The 22,573-nt window shown below is 59.9% G+C and carries 25 protein-coding genes and 4 tRNA genes; all 29 read left to right on the forward strand.

The genetic code is table 11. The features are described from left to right. Positions 1–237 precede the first annotated feature (237 nt). Positions 238–903 carry a C-terminal helicase domain-containing protein gene (locus tag Q8S60_RS02620; protein WP_305668301.1) on the forward strand — a complete coding sequence of 222 codons (666 nt, stop codon included), beginning with the start codon at positions 238–240 and terminating at the stop codon, positions 901–903. Further along, complete coding sequence (locus Q8S60_RS02625) at positions 903–1,505, forward strand: hypothetical protein (RefSeq protein ID WP_305668302.1); 603 nt, start codon at positions 903–905, stop codon at positions 1,503–1,505. The genes Q8S60_RS02620 and Q8S60_RS02625 overlap by 1 nt, the downstream gene beginning before the upstream one ends. A 1-nt stretch (position 1,506) precedes the next feature. Next, on the forward strand, positions 1,507–3,591 hold the full coding sequence (locus Q8S60_RS02630; RefSeq protein ID WP_305668303.1) for a phage terminase large subunit family protein: 2,085 nt from the start codon (positions 1,507–1,509) through the stop codon (positions 3,589–3,591). Between the two features lie 93 nt (positions 3,592–3,684). After that, positions 3,685–3,936, forward strand: coding sequence for a hypothetical protein (locus tag Q8S60_RS02635; RefSeq protein ID WP_305668304.1), 252 nt, complete (start codon positions 3,685–3,687; stop codon positions 3,934–3,936). Continuing rightward, positions 3,933–4,493, forward strand: a complete 561-nt coding sequence (locus Q8S60_RS02640) for a hypothetical protein (protein ID WP_305668305.1) — start codon at positions 3,933–3,935, stop codon at positions 4,491–4,493. Before Q8S60_RS02635 ends, Q8S60_RS02640 begins: the two co-directional genes overlap by 4 nt. After that, positions 4,490–4,717, forward strand: a complete 228-nt coding sequence (locus Q8S60_RS02645; RefSeq protein ID WP_305668306.1) for a hypothetical protein — start codon at positions 4,490–4,492, stop codon at positions 4,715–4,717. The genes Q8S60_RS02640 and Q8S60_RS02645 overlap by 4 nt, the downstream gene beginning before the upstream one ends. Beyond that, positions 4,704–4,922 carry a hypothetical protein gene (locus Q8S60_RS02650; protein WP_305668307.1) on the forward strand — a complete coding sequence of 73 codons (219 nt, stop codon included), beginning with the start codon at positions 4,704–4,706 and terminating at the stop codon, positions 4,920–4,922. The genes Q8S60_RS02645 and Q8S60_RS02650 overlap by 14 nt, the downstream gene beginning before the upstream one ends. A 5-nt stretch (positions 4,923–4,927) precedes the next feature. Beyond that, the gene (locus Q8S60_RS02655; protein WP_305668308.1) at positions 4,928–5,563 is read left to right on the forward strand and encodes a hypothetical protein; all 636 of its coding nucleotides are present in this window, start codon (positions 4,928–4,930) and stop codon (positions 5,561–5,563) included. A gap of 264 nt (positions 5,564–5,827) precedes the next feature. Continuing rightward, entirely contained in the window at positions 5,828–6,043 is a 216-nt protein-coding gene (locus Q8S60_RS02660) for a DUF2312 domain-containing protein (protein WP_305668365.1), read from the forward strand. Positions 6,044–6,089: 46 nt separating this feature from the next. After that, a complete protein-coding gene (locus Q8S60_RS02665) occupies positions 6,090–6,227 on the forward strand; it encodes a hypothetical protein (RefSeq protein ID WP_305668309.1) in 138 nt (45 codons plus the stop codon). Continuing rightward, positions 6,224–6,778 carry a hypothetical protein gene (locus Q8S60_RS02670; RefSeq protein WP_305668310.1) on the forward strand — a complete coding sequence of 185 codons (555 nt, stop codon included), beginning with the start codon at positions 6,224–6,226 and terminating at the stop codon, positions 6,776–6,778. Before Q8S60_RS02665 ends, Q8S60_RS02670 begins: the two co-directional genes overlap by 4 nt. Next, positions 6,762–6,989: a DUF5131 family protein gene (locus tag Q8S60_RS18945; RefSeq protein WP_371134294.1), complete on the forward strand. Its 228-nt coding sequence runs from the start codon at positions 6,762–6,764 to the stop codon at positions 6,987–6,989. The genes Q8S60_RS02670 and Q8S60_RS18945 overlap by 17 nt, the downstream gene beginning before the upstream one ends. A 102-nt stretch (positions 6,990–7,091) precedes the next feature. Then, positions 7,092–7,574: a cell wall hydrolase gene (locus tag Q8S60_RS02675; RefSeq protein ID WP_305668311.1), complete on the forward strand. Its 483-nt coding sequence runs from the start codon at positions 7,092–7,094 to the stop codon at positions 7,572–7,574. Positions 7,575–7,931: 357 nt separating this feature from the next. Then, a complete protein-coding gene (locus Q8S60_RS02680) occupies positions 7,932–8,303 on the forward strand; it encodes a hypothetical protein (protein WP_305668312.1) in 372 nt (123 codons plus the stop codon). A gap of 137 nt (positions 8,304–8,440) precedes the next feature. Next, a tRNA-Met gene (locus Q8S60_RS02685) sits at positions 8,441–8,517 on the forward strand. 124 nt (positions 8,518–8,641) lie between these two features. Then, the gene (locus Q8S60_RS02690) at positions 8,642–8,929 is read left to right on the forward strand and encodes a hypothetical protein (RefSeq protein ID WP_305668313.1); all 288 of its coding nucleotides are present in this window, start codon (positions 8,642–8,644) and stop codon (positions 8,927–8,929) included. A 671-nt stretch (positions 8,930–9,600) separates the two neighbouring features. Beyond that, on the forward strand, positions 9,601–9,885 hold the full coding sequence (locus Q8S60_RS02695) for a hypothetical protein (RefSeq protein ID WP_305668314.1): 285 nt from the start codon (positions 9,601–9,603) through the stop codon (positions 9,883–9,885). Between the two features lie 5 nt (positions 9,886–9,890). Next, positions 9,891–9,978: transfer RNA gene (locus Q8S60_RS02700), tRNA-Ser, on the forward strand. 23 nt (positions 9,979–10,001) lie between these two features. Continuing rightward, entirely contained in the window at positions 10,002–10,244 is a 243-nt protein-coding gene (locus Q8S60_RS02705) for a hypothetical protein (protein ID WP_305668315.1), read from the forward strand. Beyond that, positions 10,244–10,681 (forward strand): single-stranded DNA-binding protein, encoded by a 438-nt coding sequence (gene ssb, locus Q8S60_RS02710; RefSeq protein ID WP_305668316.1) that lies wholly within the window; start codon positions 10,244–10,246, stop codon positions 10,679–10,681. Before Q8S60_RS02705 ends, ssb begins: the two co-directional genes overlap by 1 nt. A 102-nt stretch (positions 10,682–10,783) precedes the next feature. After that, positions 10,784–10,857: transfer RNA gene (locus Q8S60_RS02715), tRNA-Pro, on the forward strand. Between the two features lies 1 nt (position 10,858). Beyond that, positions 10,859–10,932, forward strand: a tRNA-Gly gene (locus Q8S60_RS02720). A 26-nt stretch (positions 10,933–10,958) separates the two neighbouring features. Further along, positions 10,959–12,692 (forward strand): phage portal protein, encoded by a 1,734-nt coding sequence (locus Q8S60_RS02725; RefSeq protein WP_305668317.1) that lies wholly within the window; start codon positions 10,959–10,961, stop codon positions 12,690–12,692. A gap of 3 nt (positions 12,693–12,695) precedes the next feature. Continuing rightward, positions 12,696–14,288: a zeta toxin family protein gene (locus Q8S60_RS02730; RefSeq protein WP_305668318.1), complete on the forward strand. Its 1,593-nt coding sequence runs from the start codon at positions 12,696–12,698 to the stop codon at positions 14,286–14,288. After that, positions 14,285–14,440: a hypothetical protein gene (locus Q8S60_RS02735; RefSeq protein ID WP_305668319.1), complete on the forward strand. Its 156-nt coding sequence runs from the start codon at positions 14,285–14,287 to the stop codon at positions 14,438–14,440. The genes Q8S60_RS02730 and Q8S60_RS02735 overlap by 4 nt, the downstream gene beginning before the upstream one ends. Before the next feature lie 160 nt (positions 14,441–14,600). Further along, complete coding sequence (locus Q8S60_RS02740; protein ID WP_305668320.1) at positions 14,601–15,773, forward strand: hypothetical protein; 1,173 nt, start codon at positions 14,601–14,603, stop codon at positions 15,771–15,773. Further along, positions 15,766–16,278 carry a hypothetical protein gene (locus Q8S60_RS02745; RefSeq protein ID WP_305668321.1) on the forward strand — a complete coding sequence of 171 codons (513 nt, stop codon included), beginning with the start codon at positions 15,766–15,768 and terminating at the stop codon, positions 16,276–16,278. Before Q8S60_RS02740 ends, Q8S60_RS02745 begins: the two co-directional genes overlap by 8 nt. A gap of 64 nt (positions 16,279–16,342) precedes the next feature. Continuing rightward, positions 16,343–22,171: an SNF2-related protein gene (locus Q8S60_RS02750; protein ID WP_305668322.1), complete on the forward strand. Its 5,829-nt coding sequence runs from the start codon at positions 16,343–16,345 to the stop codon at positions 22,169–22,171. Continuing rightward, on the forward strand, positions 22,158–22,487 hold the full coding sequence (locus Q8S60_RS02755) for a hypothetical protein (protein ID WP_305668323.1): 330 nt from the start codon (positions 22,158–22,160) through the stop codon (positions 22,485–22,487). The genes Q8S60_RS02750 and Q8S60_RS02755 overlap by 14 nt, the downstream gene beginning before the upstream one ends. The last annotated feature ends 86 nt before the right edge of the window (positions 22,488–22,573 follow it).

Consider the following 22,573-nt stretch of genomic DNA (forward strand, 5'->3'; position numbering starts at 1 on the left):
TTGAACTCTCGAAGATTTCTTCGGAGCCTTCGCCGCCGCTTTCGACCCACCTACAGACACTAAGCCCCCGATTCAAAACAGGAAACGCCGACAGGTTACTGCCGGCGCTCCGTCGAATCAACATTTAGCCTAGGGGCTGGCGGGCAGGAGGTCGAGCCCGTTAACCGCATCGTCGACACAATCGAATATGACGAGGATTCCATCCGGTCGATCGACGATCTCGCGCATGCGCTGGCGGTGAAGGCGACGACTGGCGAATTCACCGAACGGGGCATGGCGGTTCGGGAACTCGACATGCTGACCCGGCATCACACCGGGTTGGCGAAGGCGAAACAGGTCGCCGATTTCGCGCGGATCGTGGTCGAGGGCGGGGAGTCGATCATGCTGGTTGGCTGGCATCGGGACGTTTACGACGTCTGGAACGAGCGGTTGGCCGATCTGAATCCGCTCATGTACACGGGGTTGGAGTCAACGGCGCGGAAGAACGCCAACAAAAAAGCCTTCATGAACGGGGAGTCGAAGATACTGATCCTGTCCCTGCGCTCGGGCGAGGGGCTGGACGGGCTGCAATTCCACTGCTCGACGATGATCTTCGGAGAACTCGACTGGTCGCCCGGCGTTCACCATCAATGCATTGGCCGGCTAGATCGTGATGGGCAAACGGAACCCGTGACGGCAATCTTTCTTGTGGTGGATGAGGGCTCGGACCCTCCCATTATGGAAGTGCTCGGGCTCAAGGCTTCGCAGGCATCCGCCATTGTCGACCCGACTCTTGGGGTGCAGGCCGTCCATAGCGACGACTCGCACATGAAGAAGCTGGTCGACCGGTATCTGAAGAAGCGGGGCGGTCGGCATACGGTTGCGGTGCCGGCCGCGCCGACGCAGCTTGAATTGAGTGCTTGATGGATGACGCAGAAGAACTGAAAGCCGCTTGTCTCGGGGACATCCGCGCCCACTACCGCCAGTACGGCGCGACGCGGTGGAAGCTCGTCATGGACAAGCATCCTGAAATCGACGAACGGCACTTCTGGCGCCTGGTGAAGAAGGTGAAGCAGGGCCTTCCGGATCAGGAAATCCTTCGCTATGCCGTGAAGAAGGCGAAGTATGCCGCCAAGCGGCTGGTGCCGGCCGCGCCGTCGCCCGCGATGATTGCGTCTGGCGGGGCGGAGACTGAGCGCAACATCGACTTCATGATGCACCTTCAGGAACTCCTCGCCGATGCCGAGATGATCCGGACGTGGTCGATGACCGATATGGATGAGCACGGCATCCGGCGGATCAAAAACCCGATGTTCTTCGCGAAGTCCATCAGCCTGCGGCGCGAGCTGCTGGAGACGGCGCTGCGGGCGATGCAGGAAATCTGGGATCTCCGCAAGATGTCGGATTTCTACAACGTGATCATCGACACGGTCTCCCAGGCTGACCCTGAGACGGCGCGCCTGATCATGGAAAAGCTGGATGCCCTGAATAATGAGCGCGGCCTGACCATCAACGCCGTGGTGTGAGGTGGCATTCCCGCGCCGCGGCGGCGCCAGCCGGAAGCCAGACTACAGCGCCGGCCTGTCTGAAGCGCTCGCCAGCCTTGAGAAGAAAACCGGGCACCGCCTGACGCCTGCGCAAAAGGCAATTCCCGACGGCATGACGTTCCGCGAGTGGTGCGAAATGCTCGGCCGTGATGGGATGAAGGTCGACGGGAAGCCGTTTACGCTGGATGACCGGCCGGCGATGGCGTGGGTCTATGACCAGATTCCCAGCACTGAGGACGAGGCATACCGTTTCATTCTCGTGTTGATGAAGTGCGCCCAGGTCGGGTTCACGGTCATGGAGATGCTTGCGACGATCTATCTGGGGCTGAAATTCGGCCCGTGCATCGTCGGCATGTTCCTGCCAGACATGAACCTCGCCGGCGTGAAGTCGAGCGAGCGCTTCATGCCGATCGTGCGTTCGATCCCGTCCGTTCACAAGTTGATGTCGCAAGAGGCCGCCGACGGCTCCGGCCGGAAGTCTGGCGAGGGCAACGTGACGCGCCGGCGCATCGATGAGGCGCTGTTCGTGTTCTCGTGGACGTCTGGCCGGGCGACGACGGAATCCATTCCAATGGACGTCCTGTCCTTCGACGAAGTGCAGGAAATGACGCTCGACCAAATGGAGAAGACGGTCGAGCGCCTATCGGCGTCAACCTATCGCTTCACACTCATGGGGTCGACGGCGAACTGGCCGGATTCCGACATTGACCACTGGTACAAGCGGGGCTCGCGGTATCGGTTCCACACAAAATGCCCAACTTGCGGGGAGGCAAAGCCGCTCGACGACTACTTTCCAGAGTGCATCCGCTGGAGCGCGGAGACGCGGATGCATGAGTATGTCTGCCCGAACGGGCATGTGATCGAGGATACCCAGATTGGGGAGTGGATCGCCGATAACCCTGAGGCTGATCCGCCGATCGACGTAAGCATCCCGAAGAAGAAGCGGCCGCTGCGCATCCGGTCGATTCACTTTCCGCAGTTCCTCTCGCCCACGATCGCCGCCGGCGAAATCCTCGACGCCTACAATTCAGCGACGGATATGAAGAATTTCTTCAACCGGAAGCTCGGGAAGCCGTATCTCGACCCGTCTCAGGTTCCGGTGACGCTGGAGCATCTTGCGCGGTGCGTAGAGGCTGGCAAAGCGGCCGGCATCCAGTGGAAAACGCGGGCGAGCAATACCTATATGGGCATCGACCAAATGGGTAATTTCAACGTCGTGGTGATCAAAGAGCGGCTTCCGGACAACCGGCAGGCGGTAATCCATGTCGAAGAGATTTACCACGAGGATCCGTTCCTTCGCTGCAGTGAGTTGATGCGGGCCTTCGGCGTGGCGGTGTGCGTGGTCGAAATCAACCCGAACTACAACGATGCCAAGCGTTTCGCCGTCCGGCATCAGGGAAAAGTGTTCATCTGCAATAGCTTCGGCTCGATGGTCGAGGGGATGATTCAGTGGGGCGACGCGCCGCGGCTGGACGTCTCCGAGCGCCGGACGGATGAGGATGAGCGCGACCGGTACACGCTGCGCATGGACCAGTACAAGTGCATGCAGGTGGCGATGGCAAGGTTTACGGCCAAAGAGCCCCTGTGCCTGTTTCCGGACCCGCAGGGGCTTGTGCAAGAGGTTGTGGAGAAGGGCCAGCGGCAGGCGGTCGCGGTGCTGCCGCGCGCCTTCCACCATTTCACGAAAACCGCCCTTGTCGCCGAGAAGGACGATGAGACGAACCAATATCGTCGCTCGGTGAAGAAGGTCGGCATCGACCCGCATTTCAGCTATGCGAACATGCTCTGCGACGTGGCTTGGGCCCGCGCGCACGGCACCGGTACATTCCTTCTGCCCACTGACATAGGGATAACGGACGCCATGAGTGAGCGAGCTGAAGGCTTGAACATGCCAGGCCTGCCTAATGACGTGGCCGCGATGATCCAAGTTCTGCCGGCGGGCGAGGTCTGCGGGAAGTGCGAGGCGTTCGATGTCGAGCGCAAGGTGTGTCGCGAGCGAGGCCTGATCGTCGCGCCGGCCGATCCGGGATGCCATTTCTTTGTTGCTGCCGAGCAACAGGAATAGCCGGTTCCAGAAATATTACACCCGGCCAGTTGACTTGTACTCAGTACAAGTTCAGCATCTTCGAACGCAAATGACGTGTTCTGGAGATGTTGAATGGGCAAGGGCTGTTACATCCGCTCAATTCTGAGATTGATGGGGTTTGGGAGGGTGTCAAGGCATCCTGACCTTGAACTCATCACCGAATGCCCGCCCTGTGCAATGTTCACCAGCCACAGGGTTGAAGTGTCCGAAGAGGATCGCGCCCGCCTGCGGAAACTCGGCAACGAATACGCGACTGGAAAGATTCTGGCACTAGAGGCGGATGTTGTCTATGAGCGCCGCCATCATCTGGACCTCCTATCATGATCGTACTTCTCGTGGCACTGATCGCGCTCGCGGCCGTAGCTGGCGCGGCTATCCATTTTCGTGACGACATCGCCGATCTGGTGATCGTATGGGCCAAGGGCAGAGAGCCCGGCCTGATCATCGGCGACCCGTCCGATCCGTATATGCACCGGATCTTCGTTGTCCCCAAGAACCGCGTTTTCAACATCTTCGTGCATCGCATCATGCGCGACGACGATGACAGGGCGCTTCATGACCATCCGTGGTGGTCAGTGTCGTGGATATTCCGAAATCACTATTTCGACATCGTCCCGAAGTTCCCGGATTCGTTTCGGATTTGCGGTCACGGACGGCTTATTCCCGTGCGGCGCGAGGAATGGTCGATGACTTTCCGCCGCGCGACCGACCTTCATCGCATTGTCCTGCCCGGCCCCGGAAAGACTGAGGCTTGGAGCCTGTTTATCACGGGCCCGGAAATCCGCGATTGGGGATTTCTCTGCCCGCAGGGCTGGCGTAGCAGCAAGGTTTTCTCAGAGACCCGTGACGGCGTTTCCGTTGTCGGCAGGGGATGCGCATGACGTCGCTAGAAATCGAGAGAGCGGTGGCGCTCGCGAAATGCACGATGTCGCCCGGCACAAAATCCAAGAGTTTCGCTGGGGCGATGGCTGATATGGCGAATCGTAACCCAGACAAGGAACTGACGCCGCTTCAGGCGCGCTTCCTGGTCGACCTTTCGTGGAAATTCCGCCGGCAAATGCCGGCGCATCTCGTACCGGCGGAGAAGCCCAATGCTGCTGCGTAAACTCTGGAATCTGCTGAACGTGATGGGCGCATATCTCGTCATAGGTGCGCTCGGGCATCTCGTTCTCTACGGCGTTCCCGACCCATACGCGGCGTGGACATTCGTTTTCCTCGCTCTCTGGCCGCTGATCCTCTTCGGGAAGGCTGTCCTTGAGATTCTTCTTCTCGGCGTCCTTGTAGTGGCGCTGATCTACCTCTGGGACTGACCATCATGAGCAACAGGCTCGATCGACGCCGCCATGCGGCTATCAACAGGAAAGACAAACACGTGGCACCAATGAACGGCGTGAAGCCGAAGCTGAATCCTCTCGACCCGATCGCGCCGATCGTGTCGTGGCTGCACTCGCCGTCTCCGTACAAGGAGGCCATCGGCGAGGGTGGGCCGAACGTCGGCGTCGTGCCTGTGAAAGAGGGCTGGACGCACCTGCGCGTGCTTGCCGAGCTGGTCGCGCGCAACGGGTTCACTGCCAAGGTGGTCGGGTGGGGCGCGTACTCCGGCCCGCTCGGCCTGACGCAGAAGGACGCGTTTCTCCTCATGGAACTCGGCCCGTATCTCCAGGGCATGATGGATTTCGGCCGGATCGACTCGCAGGCGCTGCTTTCCGAGTACCTGCAGCCGGAACTCACGAGCATCGCGGCGTCCTGGAACATGGTGGCCGATGATTTGGAGCATGAAGCCGACGCCGGCGCCGCCGATGTGGCTCACGCGTCCGATTGCGCTGAGCATGCCGAGCCTGCGGCGCCGGCTGGTGATTGCGATTGCGGGCACGCGCACGGCGACAACGTCGATGCTGAGCCGACCCATGACCCGCTGAACCGCGACAAGGGCGAGACGGACGGCGCGTAAGACGCGCCAGGCAAGCACAGGACGGAGAACTGAATGATTGTTCATAAGAGGTGGTGTCGGGGTGCTGGAGCGACCAGTCAGCTTGTCGAGGGATGGTTTTTCCTCGGCATCATCCCGCTCTTCATTCGAGAACTCTGCGTCAAGGGCGGGTGCTACTACCGTCCCGACGCGGTGTAAGGAGGCAACATGACCGAAACGACACCTATCGTCGACGAAAAACCCGGCTCCGATCCCGCCCGCGCCGGCGGCCCGGTCGCGTCCGACATGCTCCGCTCCATCGTCGAGCGCATCGAGCGGCTGGAAGAAGAGAAGTCCGCCCTCGCGAACGACATCAAGGAAGTCTACGCGGAAGCGAAGGGCAACGGCTTCGATACGAAGTCGCTCCGGCAGGTAATCCGCATCCGCAAACAGGACAAGGCCGAGCGCCAGGAAGCGGAAGCGATCTTGGAACTCTACCTCTCCGCGCTCGGGATGGCGTGATCCCGTGGGCTACCTGCAATCCCTCCTCTTGGCCGACGGGCCGCTCATGAAAAGCGACGTGAGCGCTCTCCGATCATGGCTCGGGCGGCTGAGGGAGGATTGCGAGACGTTCGGCGCCGCTGGTGAAGACGAGCGGCAGATGGAAGCGATCAAGGCAAGGCTGGAGAAGGAAGACGGGAAATGACTGAAAACGGCGACTTGGCGCAAATGCTTGATGGCATCCCGGGAACGGAGACGGAAGATCGCTTCTTCTCTATCTGTGGAAAACTCGGACGCGTTCTCGTCCTTCGCCAAATTCTCGCCCAATCGAACTTGGCGACCGAACATCGGTTGCGCTATCAGGCTGACCTCGAGTCGGCGCTGACTGCTGCGTTCGCCGTCCTCCATTCGGCGGATGAGCGAGCGGACAAGGTAGATCGTCGCGAACCAAGCGGAGATTTGAACGGGACCGAAGATCAAATCAAGCACATGGTCGACCGTTTTCTCAACTGGCGGCTGCCGGAGAACTTCAACCCTGATGGCGGCATCATCTTCGAGAAGGTGACCGGTGAAGGCACAACTCATCCGCACAAATCAGAACCGGTTGGAACCAACCTCTTCGACGCGCAGCAAGCCAAGGAAATGGTGCGCTACATGATCGAAGGTCTGCCGGTCGACCGCCAGTGGCGCTGCTTCCACTGCGGCGAGGTGTTCACCGACAAGCCACGCGGCGGCCGGCGTGGCGTTTTTCTTTAAGCAATGGGGCGAGTGGGGGCGGTCAATAGGTCTCGCCTCCACACATTGGATCGACCGCGATGGCACCGTTCGCGAAGCGGGCGCGTCACCATATGTTGCGGGGTTTGCCGGTATCCGCCGCGTCGGCAAGAAGCGGGCCGGCGCGCTCCTCGACGGGCGTGAGCACCGCGAATTCCCGGCTGTTGCTGAATTGCATCATGTCGCGGCATAGCGCCATCGGCACCGTGTTTTTTTTGTCTCATAACTTGTACAATGTACAAATCAGTAAGGAGTATCCGCTAGCCTTTTCGCAGGACGAAGAAGGAGAAAAAGCATGGTCACTTCCATTGCCCTTATGAAGACGGTCAAGGCGGCCGTCGCTGCAATGTCGATCTACGCCCCTCAGTACACGGACTCGGCGCATTTCCTGAAGGAAAGCGAAGTCATGTGCCTGGCGAAGAACCTCTATCACGAGGCGCGGGGTGAAGGCTCCACTGGCATGAAGCTTGTCGCTCAAACCACGCGCAATCGCGTGTACAGCGGCGAGTTCTCTTCGAGCTATTGCGGCGTCGTATATGAACGCGCGCAGTTTTCCTGGACGCTGAAGCCCGAGCGGCCGATTGAAGACATGAAGTCGTGGAACACGGCCGTTGAGATTGCGGCGGCGACGATCGTCGATCTCGACAATCTGCCGGAGTTCCGCGCCACGCACTATTACAATCATCGCAAGATAGGTCGGCCTTCATGGCCGCGGCGTTACACCGAGGTCAAGCGCTACGGGAATCATGTTTTCCTCGCCGACATGAATGGCTGGTAGCCGTGATGTGATGAGGTTGCGCAACGGCGCAACAAAACTTGTACGATGTACAAAAAATCCGTTGACACCGTGACCCTCTGAGCGGAACATCGTGTGGACAGAGAAGAAAACGAGGCCCGCTGCGGCGGGCTGGGAAACAGCAGAAAACGGGAGGGCGCCATGCGCAAGTAACCACGCCTGCAAATTGAATTGAAATCCGTTGGTCGCCTCGCAGTGCCGCCGGATATGACGAGAGTAGACGTGCGTACCTGCGGGAGAGCGTTCGGGGGACCGACGTAAAGTCTGTGAAAGCGGATCAAAAATCTCCGGTAGCCAATCCGGCCCGCAGGAATTTTTCATGATCGAACGGGAGTCGAAATGCGCAGACGTGGATTGATTAACTTGCTCGGTGCTGCCGCACTTACCCTCGGAGGCGTTGCCTCGTATTTTGGAGCGACTACGCGTCTCAAATCCAACGATACGCATATCATCCGTGTCGACGGCGACGGCAACCGCAAGGCGATCAAGCGCCGCACCGCCGGCCCGACGTCCGTCAGATTTTACCGCCAATCAGGTCACTGCACGACTGAGCGCGAACGCCGCGCCGTTGTGCGGAAGATTTACACGGAAGGCGAGGCGCGCCGCAAAAGGGCGTGGAAGCCGGATGATCGTGACGACAAATATCTTCACTCGCATGCGCGTTCGATGCGCGCGCTGAAAGGTCTGCTCGACCGCAATCGCGCGGCCTGAGCCTCGATGCCGGAAGGATCAGCGGTTAATCTGGTCCTGGGAGTGTCCCCGTCCGAAAATGGGGATCCTGCCTGCGGGGGTTAGTCGTAGGGGTGAGCACGGACCTACCCGGCCTAAGAGGGGTGAAATGCCTCCATGTCGGGGTAGAGCAGTCTGGTAGCTCGCCAGCCTCATAAGCTGGAGGTCGCAGGTTCGAATCCTGCCCCCGCTACCAAATTCGCCCGCATGGGCAACGACGTCGGCGAGGCGGTTCCCGCGGGACCGCCGATGCAGGAGCCCTGGCAGGCGGCGAGATAGTCTGCCAACTAATTCGCCCGCATGGGCATAGGAGATGAGAAATGTCGGAAGCCCCCAAACCGTCGGTCGGACGTGTTGTCCATTTCTACAGCGAAGCCGTGGCGATGAAAGACAACTGCGCTGGTCGCGGGTTCAACGGCGTCGGTGCTGGGCCGTACCTCGCGCATGTGACGCAGGTTTTCGAGGATGCCGACGGCAATACGACCTACGCGAACCTCTATGTGATCCCGCCCGTCGGTGACCCGTTCCATAAGGGCTTGGTTCCGATGAAGGGCAGCTCATTTTATGAAGACGGCGACTTCTATTGGGAGTGGCCGCCGCGCGCCTGAAATACACCGCGAGCGAAGGAGGGTGCAGGCCGGGCGGCGCCATAAGGTTGGGTTTCATGAGCCCAAGCCGCGCCTGGCAGGAATTTGAGTTGCCCGCCCGTGTGGAACACGGGCTGCCTTAAACGAGTGGTACGGACGATTGGGTGTTCCGGATAGCCCCCGTCCAGGTTTCTCGGGGCCAGTAATTCGCTCGAAAGAGCGTCCGATGTGTTTGCCTGGGGAAATACCGGTCGCCATAAGGCGGGGATAAAGAGCCCTCGCGAACCTATTCGCCCTCCGGGGCGTTCGATAGTGGACGGTCGCGGGTTCAAATCCCGCCCGCTTCGGCGGTAGCTCAGTCTGGTAGAGCGCCACACAAGGGGAGGTCGCCGGTTCAAATCCGGCCAGGTGGCACGATCGCCGACCTGTAGCGCAGTCCGGTAGCGCGCCCCACGATTTCGCCGGCGACGGCGCACGAGAAGGCTGGATGACTTTGTCGTTCAAGACGGCCTCTAAATGTCTAGTAACGGCCGCGCCCCGGCGATACGGGGCAACTTCCTCGGCGGTCCTGGCGCTTCCGATGGTCGGAATCCACCGGGCGCGCCACCGGGGGCACGTATGAAAGCCCGGATTTATTCGCCCGAACGGGCATGAGGCAACCGCGCCAGTCGCGCAAACCAAAAGAGGACGGCATGTTCAAGAAATCTATCTTTCTGCGACTCGTATATGGCAAGCGGTCTTTCGTGTATGGCGTGCGGTCTGTGGCATCCATCGCGGAGTCATTCAACGATACGATCTCTGATCTGGACGCCGTCGCGAAGGCGCATAGTGAGCGCGTGAGTTCGCTCGCCGAAGAGGCGGTCAGAATCCAGGATGAGACTTCCGCGTCGCTCGATGAAATCAACAAGGCGCGTGGCTTCGCTGCGAACCTTCGGCGCTTGGTCGGCCCGACTTCGGATGCCGTGCAGGCGTCCTGATCTCTGGAGGGGTGGCGGAGCGGTTTAACGCGCCGGTCCTGAAAACCGGAGGCCTATCCAGGTCCGTGGGTTCGAATCCTACCCCCTCCGCCAATTCGTGATGAGAGAGTGTTCTGATGGCCGATGACGCTGAACAGATGGAATATCGCATTGGGAAGCTCGCGATGGCTCCCGGCGATGTGCTCGTGGTGAGGATGAATTCGTATCCAACCAGAGGGGATGCCGAGGCAATCAGAGGGTATTTTGTCAGAGCGATTCCGCGGGGATGCAAGGTCTTGGTGATTCCGGTCGGCATCGACCTCTCTGTTCTCACTCGCGACGAAATCGAGTCGCGCACATCTGAAGGAACTGCACCGTAATGGGCTCTCTCAACAAGGTCTGCCTTATCGGGCATCTCGGTGCGGATCCTGAAGTCCGCAGAACGCAGGATGGCCGGCCGATCGTCAACCTGCGTATCGCGACGTCGGAGTCGTGGCGCGACAAGAATACCGGCGAGCGCAAAGAGAAAACCGAGTGGCATCGCGTGGTGATCTTCAATGAAGGCCTCGCCGGCATCGCCGAGAAGTACCTGAAGAAGGGCTCACAGGTTTATCTCGAAGGAGCGCTTCAGACCCGCAAGTGGACCGACCAGCAGGGCGTCGAGAAATACTCGACTGAGGTGGTGCTTCAGGGGTTCAACGCGGTCTTGACGATGCTCGACAAGCTGGGCGACGGCGGCGGGCAGCGGCAGGAACAGCAGGAGCGGCAGCAGTTCCAACCCGCACAGAATGACCTCGACGACGAAATTCCGTTCTGAGTTTTTATGGGACGCCTGGCTCCGGGCGTGCGGTAGTGGCGGTACACCTCGCAAGGGCCCGTTGAAAACCGTCTCTAAAGCCGAAAGGCAGGGCACCATTTTCGGGGTGTGGCGCAGCCTGGTAGCGCAATTGCTTTGGGAGCAATGGGTCGCAGGTTCAAATCCTGCCGCCCCGACGCGGGTCTGGCCGATCGGTTAGGCATCAGGTTTCCACCCTGAGTAGGCGAGTTCGATTCTCGCGGCCCGCTCCAAATCGTCGTGACGACACACTCGGCATATGGCCGAAAAATCTGAAACCGCCGCCGCTATCGCCCTCAATCCCGCCGCCTCGGCGGAGGAGCGCTATGACGCGCAGGCCGAAGTCACCCGTGGCGCGCTTGCCGACGCATTGCTGCCCTCGGCTGAGGTGCAGCCGGTGATCGACTACATCAATGAGCAAATCGAGGAACAGGAGTTTCAAAAGGCCCTGTCGAAGGGAAATATCGTTCCCTTCCCCCCGAAAGGCCGCGGTGATCGCGGCATGCAGTCTGTCACGCTCGACGAATATCAGATTTCCGCCCAAGGCTATTATTGGGACCGGCCGGGCATTCTCAACTTCGACTCGATGCGCGCGATGGTCGACGCGACGCCGCTTCTGAATGCTATCCTCCTGACCCGCATTCGGCAGGCCAACCGCTTTTGCCACCCTCAAATGGACCAGTCCGGCGCGGGCTTCGTGATCCGTCATGTCGACAAGAACATCGAACTGAACGATGACCAGACGGCGTCAGTCAACCGCCTTCAGCATTTCATGCTGAATTGCGGATGGGAGACGAATCCGCGCAAACGCAAGCGTCTGAAGCGCGACAATTTCTCCGGCTTCATGGCAAAGTCGCTGCGCGACACCCTGACGCTCGACGCGGCGCCGATCGAGACGGAGTTCAAGCGCGACCGGTCGATGGGCCTCGACGGCTTCTACGCGGTCGACGGCGGCTCCATCCGGCTCTGCACTGAGGAAGGCTATCAGGGCGATGATGAGATTTTCGCGCTCCAGGTCATTCAGGGCCGCATCCGCACTGCATATACATACGATGACCTGATCTATGAGGTTCGCAATCCTCGAACCGACGTTCGGTCATGCGGCTATGGCACTTCCGAGACGGAAATGCTGATCAAGGTTGTGACCTACCTCCTCAACACGATGACGTTCAACGGGTCGTTCTTCGACAAGAACGCGATCCCGCGCGGCATCCTGAGCCTTGTCGGCAATTACGACGCCAGTGATATTGCGGCTTTCAAGCGGTACTGGACCGCGATGACGAAGGGCATCCAGAACGCGTTCAACCTGCCGGTTGTTGTCTCGAAGGATTCCGAGTCGAAGGCAGAGTTCAAGGAGATTGGCGGCCAGCTCAACGAAATGGCGTTTGGGAAGTGGATGACGTTCCTGTCCTCCGTTGCCTGCGCGATCTACGGCATCTCTCCCGAAGAGGTCTCGATGGAGAGTTTTTCGGTCGGGAAGTCCTCGCTGTCCGGGAGCGACACTGAGGAAAAAATCACCTCGTCCAACGACAAGGGGTTCCGGCCGCTTCTCTCGTATTACGAGAACATGTTCTCGGATTTCATCATTCAGGAGTTTTCGCCGCAGTACATGTTCCGGTTCGTCGGGCTCGACGGCGACGACGCGAAAACGCAATTCGAGAAGCGGAAACTCTCGGCAACGTGGAATGAGGCGCGCGCCGAAATCGGACTTGTCCCGATTGAGGGCGGACTTGGCGATGCTCCGCTCAATCCCACGCTGGTCGGCGCATGGACGGCCGAGCGCCAGACCGCCTTGCAGGCGGAGAATGAAGACTTTGGCACGCCGCCTGACGATGACGATGCCGGCGGCGGTGATGGAGACGCGGCTGATGGGGATGACCCAGGGCAACTGGACAATGGCGTGACATCGCAGAAGGACTTCGGCAAGCGCGCAGATTCTGATGCCGACTTCGGGAAGTCGTATGGCCTCCCGATCTACACCATTGAGGTCTGACGCGTGGGAAAGCCAAAAGGCGGCAAAGAGTCGATTCCGGACGTCGAGGTGGGGGATGAGGTTTACTTCCATCACCCGAAGAAGGGGCCGCATTGGGGAAGCGTGATAGCGCACGGCAAGCACGGCGCCACGCTGTCGGCTGATGGCGGCCGGCACAGGGTTCGGTGGGACCGGATGCTGGGGCACAAGGTTCGCGTTCGTCCAGAGTACAAGGTTCTTGCCGATGGGGAGGATGGACTTGTCGTCGAGGGGAATGGCGGCCGGCGGAAGTTCATCAGCGACTCGGTCCACGAAGAGCCGGTAAGGAAATCGAATTCTCCAATTCTGATGCTCTTTGGCATCGATGATGACCTGTTCAAGGCGATCAAGGACAAGTCCGGGCTGACCCTTCAGGGTGTGACCGACAAGTCCGGCCACCAGACAAAACGCTGGAAAAAGACGTCTCCTGACCAGCCCGCGGTGCGCGACAAGGCGGCACCCGAGGCTGGAGCCAGTTCTGGTTTCGGCACTCACAACATTGAGGCTGGCGACGGTATCTCGTTTGAGATGGGTTCCCTGAAGGGGGAGGGGAAGGTTGTTGCCGCCGGCAAAGATGGCGCGACGGTTGTCGATGCCGCCGGCCGCGAGCACAATGTTCACTGGCGAGAGGTGACTGACCATCGGCCTGGCGGCGAGCGCCAGAAGGCAAAGGTCGAGCCTGAAGTCCGCGGCGACCATGACGCGGTGGAGCCTGACAAATTCAGCGCCGCCGACTTCGCGAAAGCGCATGATAAGGCTGATGTGACGCCTGAGGAGATACTGGCTCACTTTCCGGCCGATACGACGCAGAAGATCATGGATGCGCAACAGCGTCTTACGGCTATCGAGCAGACTATTTCCATGTTCAAAAAGGATGGGAACTACACGGCTGCGCGATCGAAGATCCACGACAAGATCGTAGAGCATTTCCTTTCGCCGGCGAATATCGAGTCTGCCCGGCCGGTCGACGGGGAGCGGCCGAAGTTTGTTATTCTCGGCGGGCGAGGGGGCTCCGGAAAGTCGTCTCTGAAGGGGAAGGTTTACGATCCATCGAAAGCCATCGTTCTGGATGCGGATGAGATAAAGGCGATGCTGCCTGAATATGAGGGGTGGAATGCCGCTCAAGTTCACGAGGAGTCTGGAGACCTGTTCGAGGCCATGACCGAATTTGCGCTCATGCAAGGGCTAAATCTGGTTCACGATGCGACCATGAAGACGTCTGGCAAGGCGGTTGCTCTGGTGAAAGAATTCAAGGGCGCCGGCTACACGGTCGAAGCACACTATATGCACCTGCCGCGGCAGGAGGCGGCGAAGCGCGCTGTCTCTCGCTTTCTCGGCGCCACGGGGCGATATGTGCCGGTCGAGGTGGTGTTGGGGAACACCGGCAACGAGGAGGCGTTTGATGAGGTTCGGAAGCACGTCGATGCGTGGAGCTTCCACGACAACAACGTGCCCAAAGGCCAGCCTCCGGTGCTGATCTCCGAGAGTGGCGGAAGTGACACAGGCAAGGGAAAAGATGACAATTCCGGCGCTTCTGACTTGAAAAAACCCGAGAATGGGAGCAAGTCTAGTTCATGACCAAAGCACAGAAATTCCCAACTCCCGCCGAGCGGCCCGACCTCTATGACGCCTTCGACTATCAGGAGCGGCCTAAGGGGTACAAGACGGGTGTCAGGATGCCGGCGAGCCTCACGAAGGTCGCCGAGAAGCGGGCAGTCGCGGCCGAATAAGGGCCACGGCAGGGACCAGACCGCGAAACTTACGAAGCCGCGCATCTTTCCAGGGGTTACCGGCGCCATCGTCCCGCAAGCCGGCCATTTCCATCACCCTGCTTTGGCGGGGTTTTTTGTTGCCAGCACGGTCGCGGCGTCGTGACCGCAGACTGGCAATATGCCGCCAGTCATTCTCGACCTCACATGTCTCTGCGAAGGCCATACGAATTCGGCCCTCGATGCCATTTACAAGGCGGTCGGCGAGGATCCGCCAGACATATGGGAAGAGCATCCCAATCCCTTCATTCGGCGCATGATCGAGATATTCACGCATCGCGGGCTGATGCGCATGGATGGCATGCGCGATGAGATGGCGAAATGGCTTGTCGGCGACATGCACCAAGCGAGCGCCACCCGTCCTCCGCGCCCGGTTGGTGCGATGGAACGGTGGTCGGCCGCCGAACTTGGGCTGGTGAAGCTGTATCTCGAAACGCTGCCTGCGTCCGAATTTCTGGTCGACGACTGGATGATGCTCGTTGACTACCTCTCCCAACGCTACCTGCCGGCATCTGACCTGCGCACTGAGGCAGAATGGCTTGCGACTCGTGCAAACCTCATGGGCAGGGTGCAGGCGGCTATGGGGGATGTCTCGGCGCCGGATGCGGATCGCCTGCTTGCGGCGCTCCCGGTCTCTGCCGCGGCGGCGGATGCAGCTTGGAATATGACGGTCACACAGCGCGCGCTTCTGGATTACGGCAATGCCCGCTGCGTTGAGAACGTGGTGGCGCTGAGCGATACGGTTCGTCACCGCATGCGGAATTTGATTCTCGACTATCAGGGCGCGCAGGTGCTCGGTGACCGGACAAAAACGGCCGAAAGTCTCCAGACGCAGCTCCTCGATTCCTTTGGACTGTCGAACCGGGACTGGCGCCGGATTGCGGTAACGGAAGCCGGCGAGAACCTGAATCAAGGGATGATCTCAAGTCTGTCCGCGGGAAGCCGCGTAAAACGCGTTGAGAAATATCGTGGCGCTTGCGGGTTCTGCCGGTTGATCGACGGTCGGGTAGTGACCATCGTCGAACCGTCTGCCCCTAAGCTTGACGGGGAGACGCAGATTTGGGCCGGAAAGACGAATATCGGCCGCTCGGCGTCGCCGATGAAGCGCGTTGCCGGCGGCCTTGTCGAGCGCGAGCCCCGCGAGCGCTGGTGGATAGCCGCAGGCGTCATGCACCCGAACTGTAGGGGGAGCTGGGTGCTGATCTCTGAACCGACGCGGCGCGCCGATCCGAAGTTCTCGGCATGGATGGACGAGGTTCTTGGCCGAAGCGTGGTGGGAGATGTTGATGGTTAAGCAGATTCTCATGTCTGTTCTCCCGTCGCCGGGCGAGCCGACTGCCGCTCAAGCGGAGGCTGGGAACTACGCCAAGCGCAAAGTGAAGTGGAACGGTCTCACGATTTCAATCGAGAATGAGGCCGGCTCGATGCGCCGCGGGACAAACCGGAGGGGCGAGACCTGGGAGACCAGAATCCTGTTCCCATACGGCTACGTGAACGGCTCGATGGGCGTCGATGGAGACCAGGTCGACGTCTATCTCGGCCCCAACCTGGCCGCACCTATGGTTTACGTCGTTCACCAGCGCCAATACGGAAATTGGGCTGAGTACGACGAAGACAAGGCGATGATCTGCTTCGATTCCGAGGGTGACGCGCGCGCGGCGTTCCTTTCCTGCTATGATGATGAACGGTTTCTGGGGCCGATAACGGCGATGCCGGTTGCCGAGTTTGTCGACAAGGTCCGCGCGACGAAACGCGAGCCGACGATGATCAAGGCGATTCCGGTTTTGTTTCTTGGCTGAATAGCTGCCGTCGCCGGAAATCGTGACGCAACACTTGCCCTATGACCTATAGGGCAATCTCCTCATGCTGATCCTGTTGCTGAAGGCCCATCAGGGCGTTCTTTTCGACAAGCTTGTCCCGATTGCCGGCAGCGTCAGCAGCGCCGGCGTGATCACAAAGCCTCATTTCGGACACCGCAAGGTTCTGGGCGAGGATGCGACGGCTCGTCCCGCCCCGAAGGAATTTGTGGCGAAACCGGAAACGGAAGCGCCGGCGGCGGACGCAAAGGCGTCGAAGAAGAAACCGGAAAAGGCAGTTGGCGATCTCTTCGACCTGCCGCCAAAGATTGAGGCTGCCGCTCCCGTACAGGAGCAAAAGCCCAAGAAGAAGCGCGCGAAGCCCGCCGCTGCGCCCGTTCGGGAGCATCCGGCCGAAGCCGTCGCCGTCTCCGAGGTCGACTACACCAAGCCGTTCGATCCGGACAATGTTCCGGAATTCGGCGTTCCGGCCGGCATCTCGAAGGATGCTCGTCTTCGGATCAATTCTGACGCGGAATTGCTGATCGACTCAAAACTGGAATTCACGGATGAGGATCGATCTCTCCTGCGCCAGTACAGCGGCAACGGCGGGTGCGGCGCCTCGCTGAACGAATTCTATACCGACCCTAAGGTCGCGGCCGCCATGTGGAATGTGCTCGAACGCCTTGGGCTGCCTGACGGTGCCGAAGTTCTGGAGCCGAGCTGTGCCACCGGCGTATTCCTCGAAGTGGCATCGTCTCGCGCGCGTGTGACCGGCGTTGAACTTGAGCCGACAAGCGCCAAGATCGGGGCCATCCTTCATCCTCGCCATACCGTTGAGAATGCGAGCCTTGAGCGGTTCGCGGTCGGCGATGAGAGGCAATTCGATGCTGTGATCGGCAATGCGCCGTTCGGACTGCGCGGGTCTCTGATTAAAGATGACAAGCCGGGAATCAAGACGGCTGAGGGCTATTTCCTCGATACGTCGGTCGACAAGACGAAGTCTGGCGGCATTGTCGCGATGATCGTACCGACCGGTGTCCTGGACAACTCCGGCACGCGCGCGCTTCGCGAGCGGCTGTTGCGCAAGGCTGAATTCCTCGGCGCGATGCGTATGCCGAATACGGCATTCGAGCACTCACATACCGGCGTCACAACCGACGTGGTGTTCTTCCGCAAGCGGCCGCAGGACGTCGCCGGCGCGCTCTCGACCGTGAAGCAGGATGTTCTTCGGAAACTCGGCGTCTGGGACGAAGAGTACCTTGCCGGCGGATACTTCACGGGGCGCGGCGCGGCCAACGTGCTCGGCACGATGACGGAAGGCTGGCGCGCGAAAGCCGGCATGGGCGAGGATATCACTGTCGAAGGCTCGATGATCGGCGTGCCGGAGGCCATTGCGGCGTTCACCGCAGATGAGCCGGCGTCGCCCGGTCCGACTGTGACGGAAATTCTCGACGCGATCGGTGACGATGACGGCAAAGCGAAGGCCTTCACTGCCTCGCTGAAGCGGCCATATGACCACGCGGTTGTCGGCTCGACCAAGATGGTTGACGGCGTCGAGTACATCCTTCAGGGCAAACCTCCTCGCTGGCATCGTGTCGACGAATTCATGCAAGTCGACGCCGTGACGGAAGCCGACGCGCTCTCTCAAGAGATTGAGCGACTCATGACTGGCGGCGTTGCCGATCGCCAGGCGCTCGAAGAGGCGATACACGCCTATGTCGAGAAGCATGGTATCCCGTCAAAAAACCCGGACCTGTTGCTGGCGGCAAGCCACGACAAGATACTCTATCGGCTGATCGGCGCGGTAAACCCCGACGGCTCCCTGTCCGACGTCGTCTCCAATCGCCAGGCAGCGCCCGTCGAGTCGACATTCGACGCGGCCGCGCAGTCTCTCGCTCTCGAATTGGGCGATTTTACGCCTGAACAAGTTGCGGCGCGCTGGCACAGCGGCGACACAGAAACCGTTCTCGACCACCTCTACGCCTCGCCCGACTATGCTCTGTTGCCCGGTGGCGGATGGACGTCGTCCGACAACTACCTTTCCGGCGAACTGTGGCCGAAATTCGATTCCGTGAAGGAAGCCCTTGGCGCCGAAGACTTGCCGGCTGCCGACCGCGCGAAGTTTGAGCGCCAGGCCACGCTACTCGAAGAGACGATTGATCCCAAGTCGCTGGAAGACGTCGAGATTTCGCTGAATTCCGCGTTTCTTCCCCTCGAAGTCGTGGCTGCGTTCTTTAATGAGCGCAATGCCGCGAGCGACAACGAGTGGATGCGCAATGGTGCGAATCTCGCGATCACCTTCGATCAAGGCGTGTATGCGCTGAGCGGCGGCATTCACGAGACCGGCCTGCTTGAAAAATACCTGAATCGAACCGGCGTCCGAAAGGACGATCTGCCGACGGTTGATGCATGGAATGCCGAGTTCAAGCAATGGATTACGGCTTCCAAGTACCGGGACCGCGTTGAGGAACTTTACAACCGAAAGTTTCAGGGTTTCCGCCAGAAACAGTATTCGAACGTGCCATTCGAGATACCTGGCCTGAACACCGAAGGCCTGAAGGAATATCAGTATTCCGGCGTGCGCTGGGCGCTGGAGGCCGGCAAGGGCATCATCGCGGCAGACGTTGGCTTGGGTAAAACCGTGCGCGGCCTGATCCTCGCCCGCATGGCACAGGTGACCGGCAAGGCGAAGCGGCCGATGATCATCGTGCCGAAGTCGGTTCTCGCGAATTGGGTCGCTGAGGCAGAAAAGTGGTTTCCCGGCTCGCGCGTGCTCGTGATTGGCGAGACCTACACCAAGGGCAAGGACGGCCAGCTCAAGGGAAAACAGGACACGGCCGACGAACGCAACCGAAAACTGCACGATCTGACGCAGAATGATTACGATTTCATTCTGATCTCCCAGCCGGCGTGGAATGACATCGACCTGAATCCGGAGACGAAGGCCGGATACGCGAACGACGATTTCTGGGTACAGCGTGGGGATTCGCTCGGCAACGCCGGCGACAAGCGCCTCAACAAGATTCGCGAATCCTATGACCAATACATGGCGGGGCGCGAATTCCAGAAGCGCACCGATGCGATATATTTCGACGATCTCGGCGTCGACATGCTGATCGGAGACGAATTCCACGCCTACAAGAACCTCTACGCCGCGAAGAACAGGTTCGGGCAGGCGCCGAAGTTCCTCGGCGGGCAGGGCCTTTCAAACCGCGCCCTCGACATGAATTTCAAGGCGCGCTGGGTGCGCGACCACAACGGCGGAAAGAACGTCTTCGGCCTAACGGCGACACCGACGAAGAACAGTCCACTCGAAATCTACTCGATGCTCTCGCATATCGCGCCGGAAGAGTTCGAGCGGCGCGGCATCCGCAATAGCGAAGAATTCCTTGATCGCTATTGCGAGTTCCGGAACGAGAACATCCTGAACACCCGCGGCGAAATCGAGGAGGCACTTGTCACGGTCGGGTTCAAGAACCTGAACGAGCTTCGCGGCATCATGCGTCGCTACATGGACCGGACGACGGCCGAGGAAGTCGGGCTGGTGCTCCCCAAGCGGGATGACAGGATGCACCTTGTCGACATGTCGGAAGAGCAGAAGTCGGTGTACGCGGAACTGCGAGAACTGGCTGAGAAATCTGCGAAGGGGAAAGACGCCACCGGTGATGCCCACATTTTCTCCATCATGGACAAAATGGGCAAGGCCGCGATGGACCTTGAACTGTACGATCCGGTCGTTTACGCCGGCGCCGATAGCCCGAAATATCATGCCGCCGTCGAGCAGATTGTCGAGGGCATGAAAGACGGCGGACAGGTGGTGTTCGCCGACAATATAGCGGTGCATCAGAAGGTGGTCGACGCTCTGGTCAAGAGCGGCGTCCCGCGCGAGCAAATCGCGATCATGAACGCCCAGGTCGCCGCCTCTTCGGCGCAGCGCCAGAACATTGCCGATGCGTTCAACAAGGGAAAGCTGAAGGCGGTTATCGGCAACACGGCGACGATGGGCGAGGGCCAGAACCTTCAGAAGGGCACCACCGACATTCACCACATGGACCTGACCTGGGAGCCGGCCTCGATTCAGCAGCGCAACGGCCGCGGCCTTCGGCAGGGCAACCTCATGGAATCGGTACGGATTCACTCCTATCTCGCGAAGGGCAGCTTCGACGGCTACCGATACCAGTCTCTTCTTGCCAAGAAGGATTGGCAGGATTTGCTCTGGAACGGCGGTGATCGCGTCGAAAACCTGTCTCGCGAGGGCAATCTGAGCCGCGACGATATGCTCGTCATGCTGTCGGCCGACCCTGAATCCGCGCGCGAGAAGATGGTGACCAACAAGGCGGCGGCTCTCCAGCGCTTCGAGGCGATGAAGCATAAGGATGCTGCGTCCGATTTCTCTCGGTTCCAGGAAATGAGCCGCAGCTACTCGGGCCTGAAGAAGAAGGATACTCCGAGCGCCGAGCGGCTGCGGGTGAAGATCGCGCGCGCCCGGATCGCGCTCGACAACAACAAATGGTTCAAGGCCAAGGAAGCGCTCGACTCGAAGGTTCCCGTCATCCTGCATCCTGAAACTGGTACGCCGTTCTTCGCCGGCGCGGCCTTCGAGAATGTCAAAACAGAGAATGGCGTTGCGGTCGAGACGCGGAGATTCGTCGTCACGTCGGCAAACCCGATGAACGGCACAGTGAGGGTGCGTCCATACGGAGAAGCGAGCGGCCGCACCATGCACTTCCCTGTTGACGAAATGGGCCTCGGAGTTAAGCCATTCGTTTACAGTGAAGCTGATGAGAAGGCGGCTGTTGCTGAGTCTCTGTCGGCGCAATCGAGCGAGAAGGCGGGCGAGGCAACGAAACCGAAGGATCTCCACGGCATGCCGTCGGCGGTGGTCGAGTCGGCTTATGTGCCGCTTCAGGCGCGGCTCAAGGACGGCTTTCGGAATTATCAATGGTCACCAGACTTTGGGAGCGTTCTGGCGATGGTTTCCCATGGGGGCGAGCCTGTTGCCGCCGCCTCCTACGATGCGCAAAAGATGCTCGATGATCACGACATCATGCTTCCGATAGAGGCGCACAAGAAAAAGGCGATCGCGGCCTATATCTTGGACGAGCGCGCCAAGGAATTCAGGAATGAAACCACTCAGGGGCGTGGAAGAAATCAGTCATCAAGCCGGTTTGTCGAGAGGTATCCTGGCGATAGTTGGCAGTTTAGAAATCGCTGGGCTGAGGCTGGCCGAGGCGCGTTCGGTACTGACTTCGCGGATGAGGCCCATGCCGAATTCGAGCGCGTCCAAGGCGAGGAAGCGCGCCATGCAAAAACCACAACTGAAGCAATCGATGCTGTGGTGCCGATGCTCTCTGCCGACTATTCTGGGGTGACGTGGCCCAGGAAGTCGCTCGCCATAGTTTGGGCGCGCGCCAAGCGCGAGGGGAAGCTTGATGAGCCTATGTCCTCGGTGATCCCGACGAAAGAGACCAAGTGGAACGGGGTTCAGCCGAAATATCCGACGCAATTGTTCGCGACGAAGAGCGGCAACGGCCGCTCCGGCGTTGCAACCGACCGCCTGACGGTTCGGAACGCACTCACCACGCTTGCGCATGCGAACGGTCACACCGATCTCGCCGCAGCGATGACCGCCTCATATCCCGACCCTGCCGCTGCCGTTGCCGGCTTGATCCGTCTCGGCGTCGACAATGAGCACGTGGTAGCTGGAATCCGGCACGTGATTGCCAAGCACCCGAAGGTCGGCGAAGGGCGCGTTGATAATGCGGTCCAATTCAGAGACCTACCGCCTCACGTGCAGCAAAGGCTTGGTGAGGGATGGGATGACGACACAGTGAATGAATTTCTCGATCGTCTCGCCACGACGGACAGTGAGGCGAGCCGTGACGCAGCCTGATCCACGTGTATTCGCAGAGAGCGTCCGTGCGCTACTCAACGAGGACGTTCGGCGCTACCGCAATTTTGGCGTCTACTGGTTCGCCGTGAAGGCGGTGCTGAAGCGGTATTTTGACCGGAACGAGATGCCAATCCTCGGCAACTATGTTGCCGAGTCGGTGGTCTCCCGGATGCCGGAAGGTCTCGATATGGGGGATGTTCTGGCTGCGGCCGCCGGCGAGTATCAGGAGAACGCCTCCTTCAATCTCGGCCGCAACCGTCTTTCTGATCCATCCGGGGAGTTTTTCACCCTGATCGACCCGGACGTCGAGGGATAGCGTCGTGACGGCATTCTCTTCGGATGCCTCTGAAATCGCCCATTCTTCTGCTCCTCAAAGCCCTCCAGCCGGGCGAGAGGTGGATC

Origin of the sequence: Parvibaculum sp. (assembly GCF_030694575.1) — a bacterium.
Lineage (GTDB): Bacteria > Pseudomonadota > Alphaproteobacteria > Parvibaculales > Parvibaculaceae > Parvibaculum.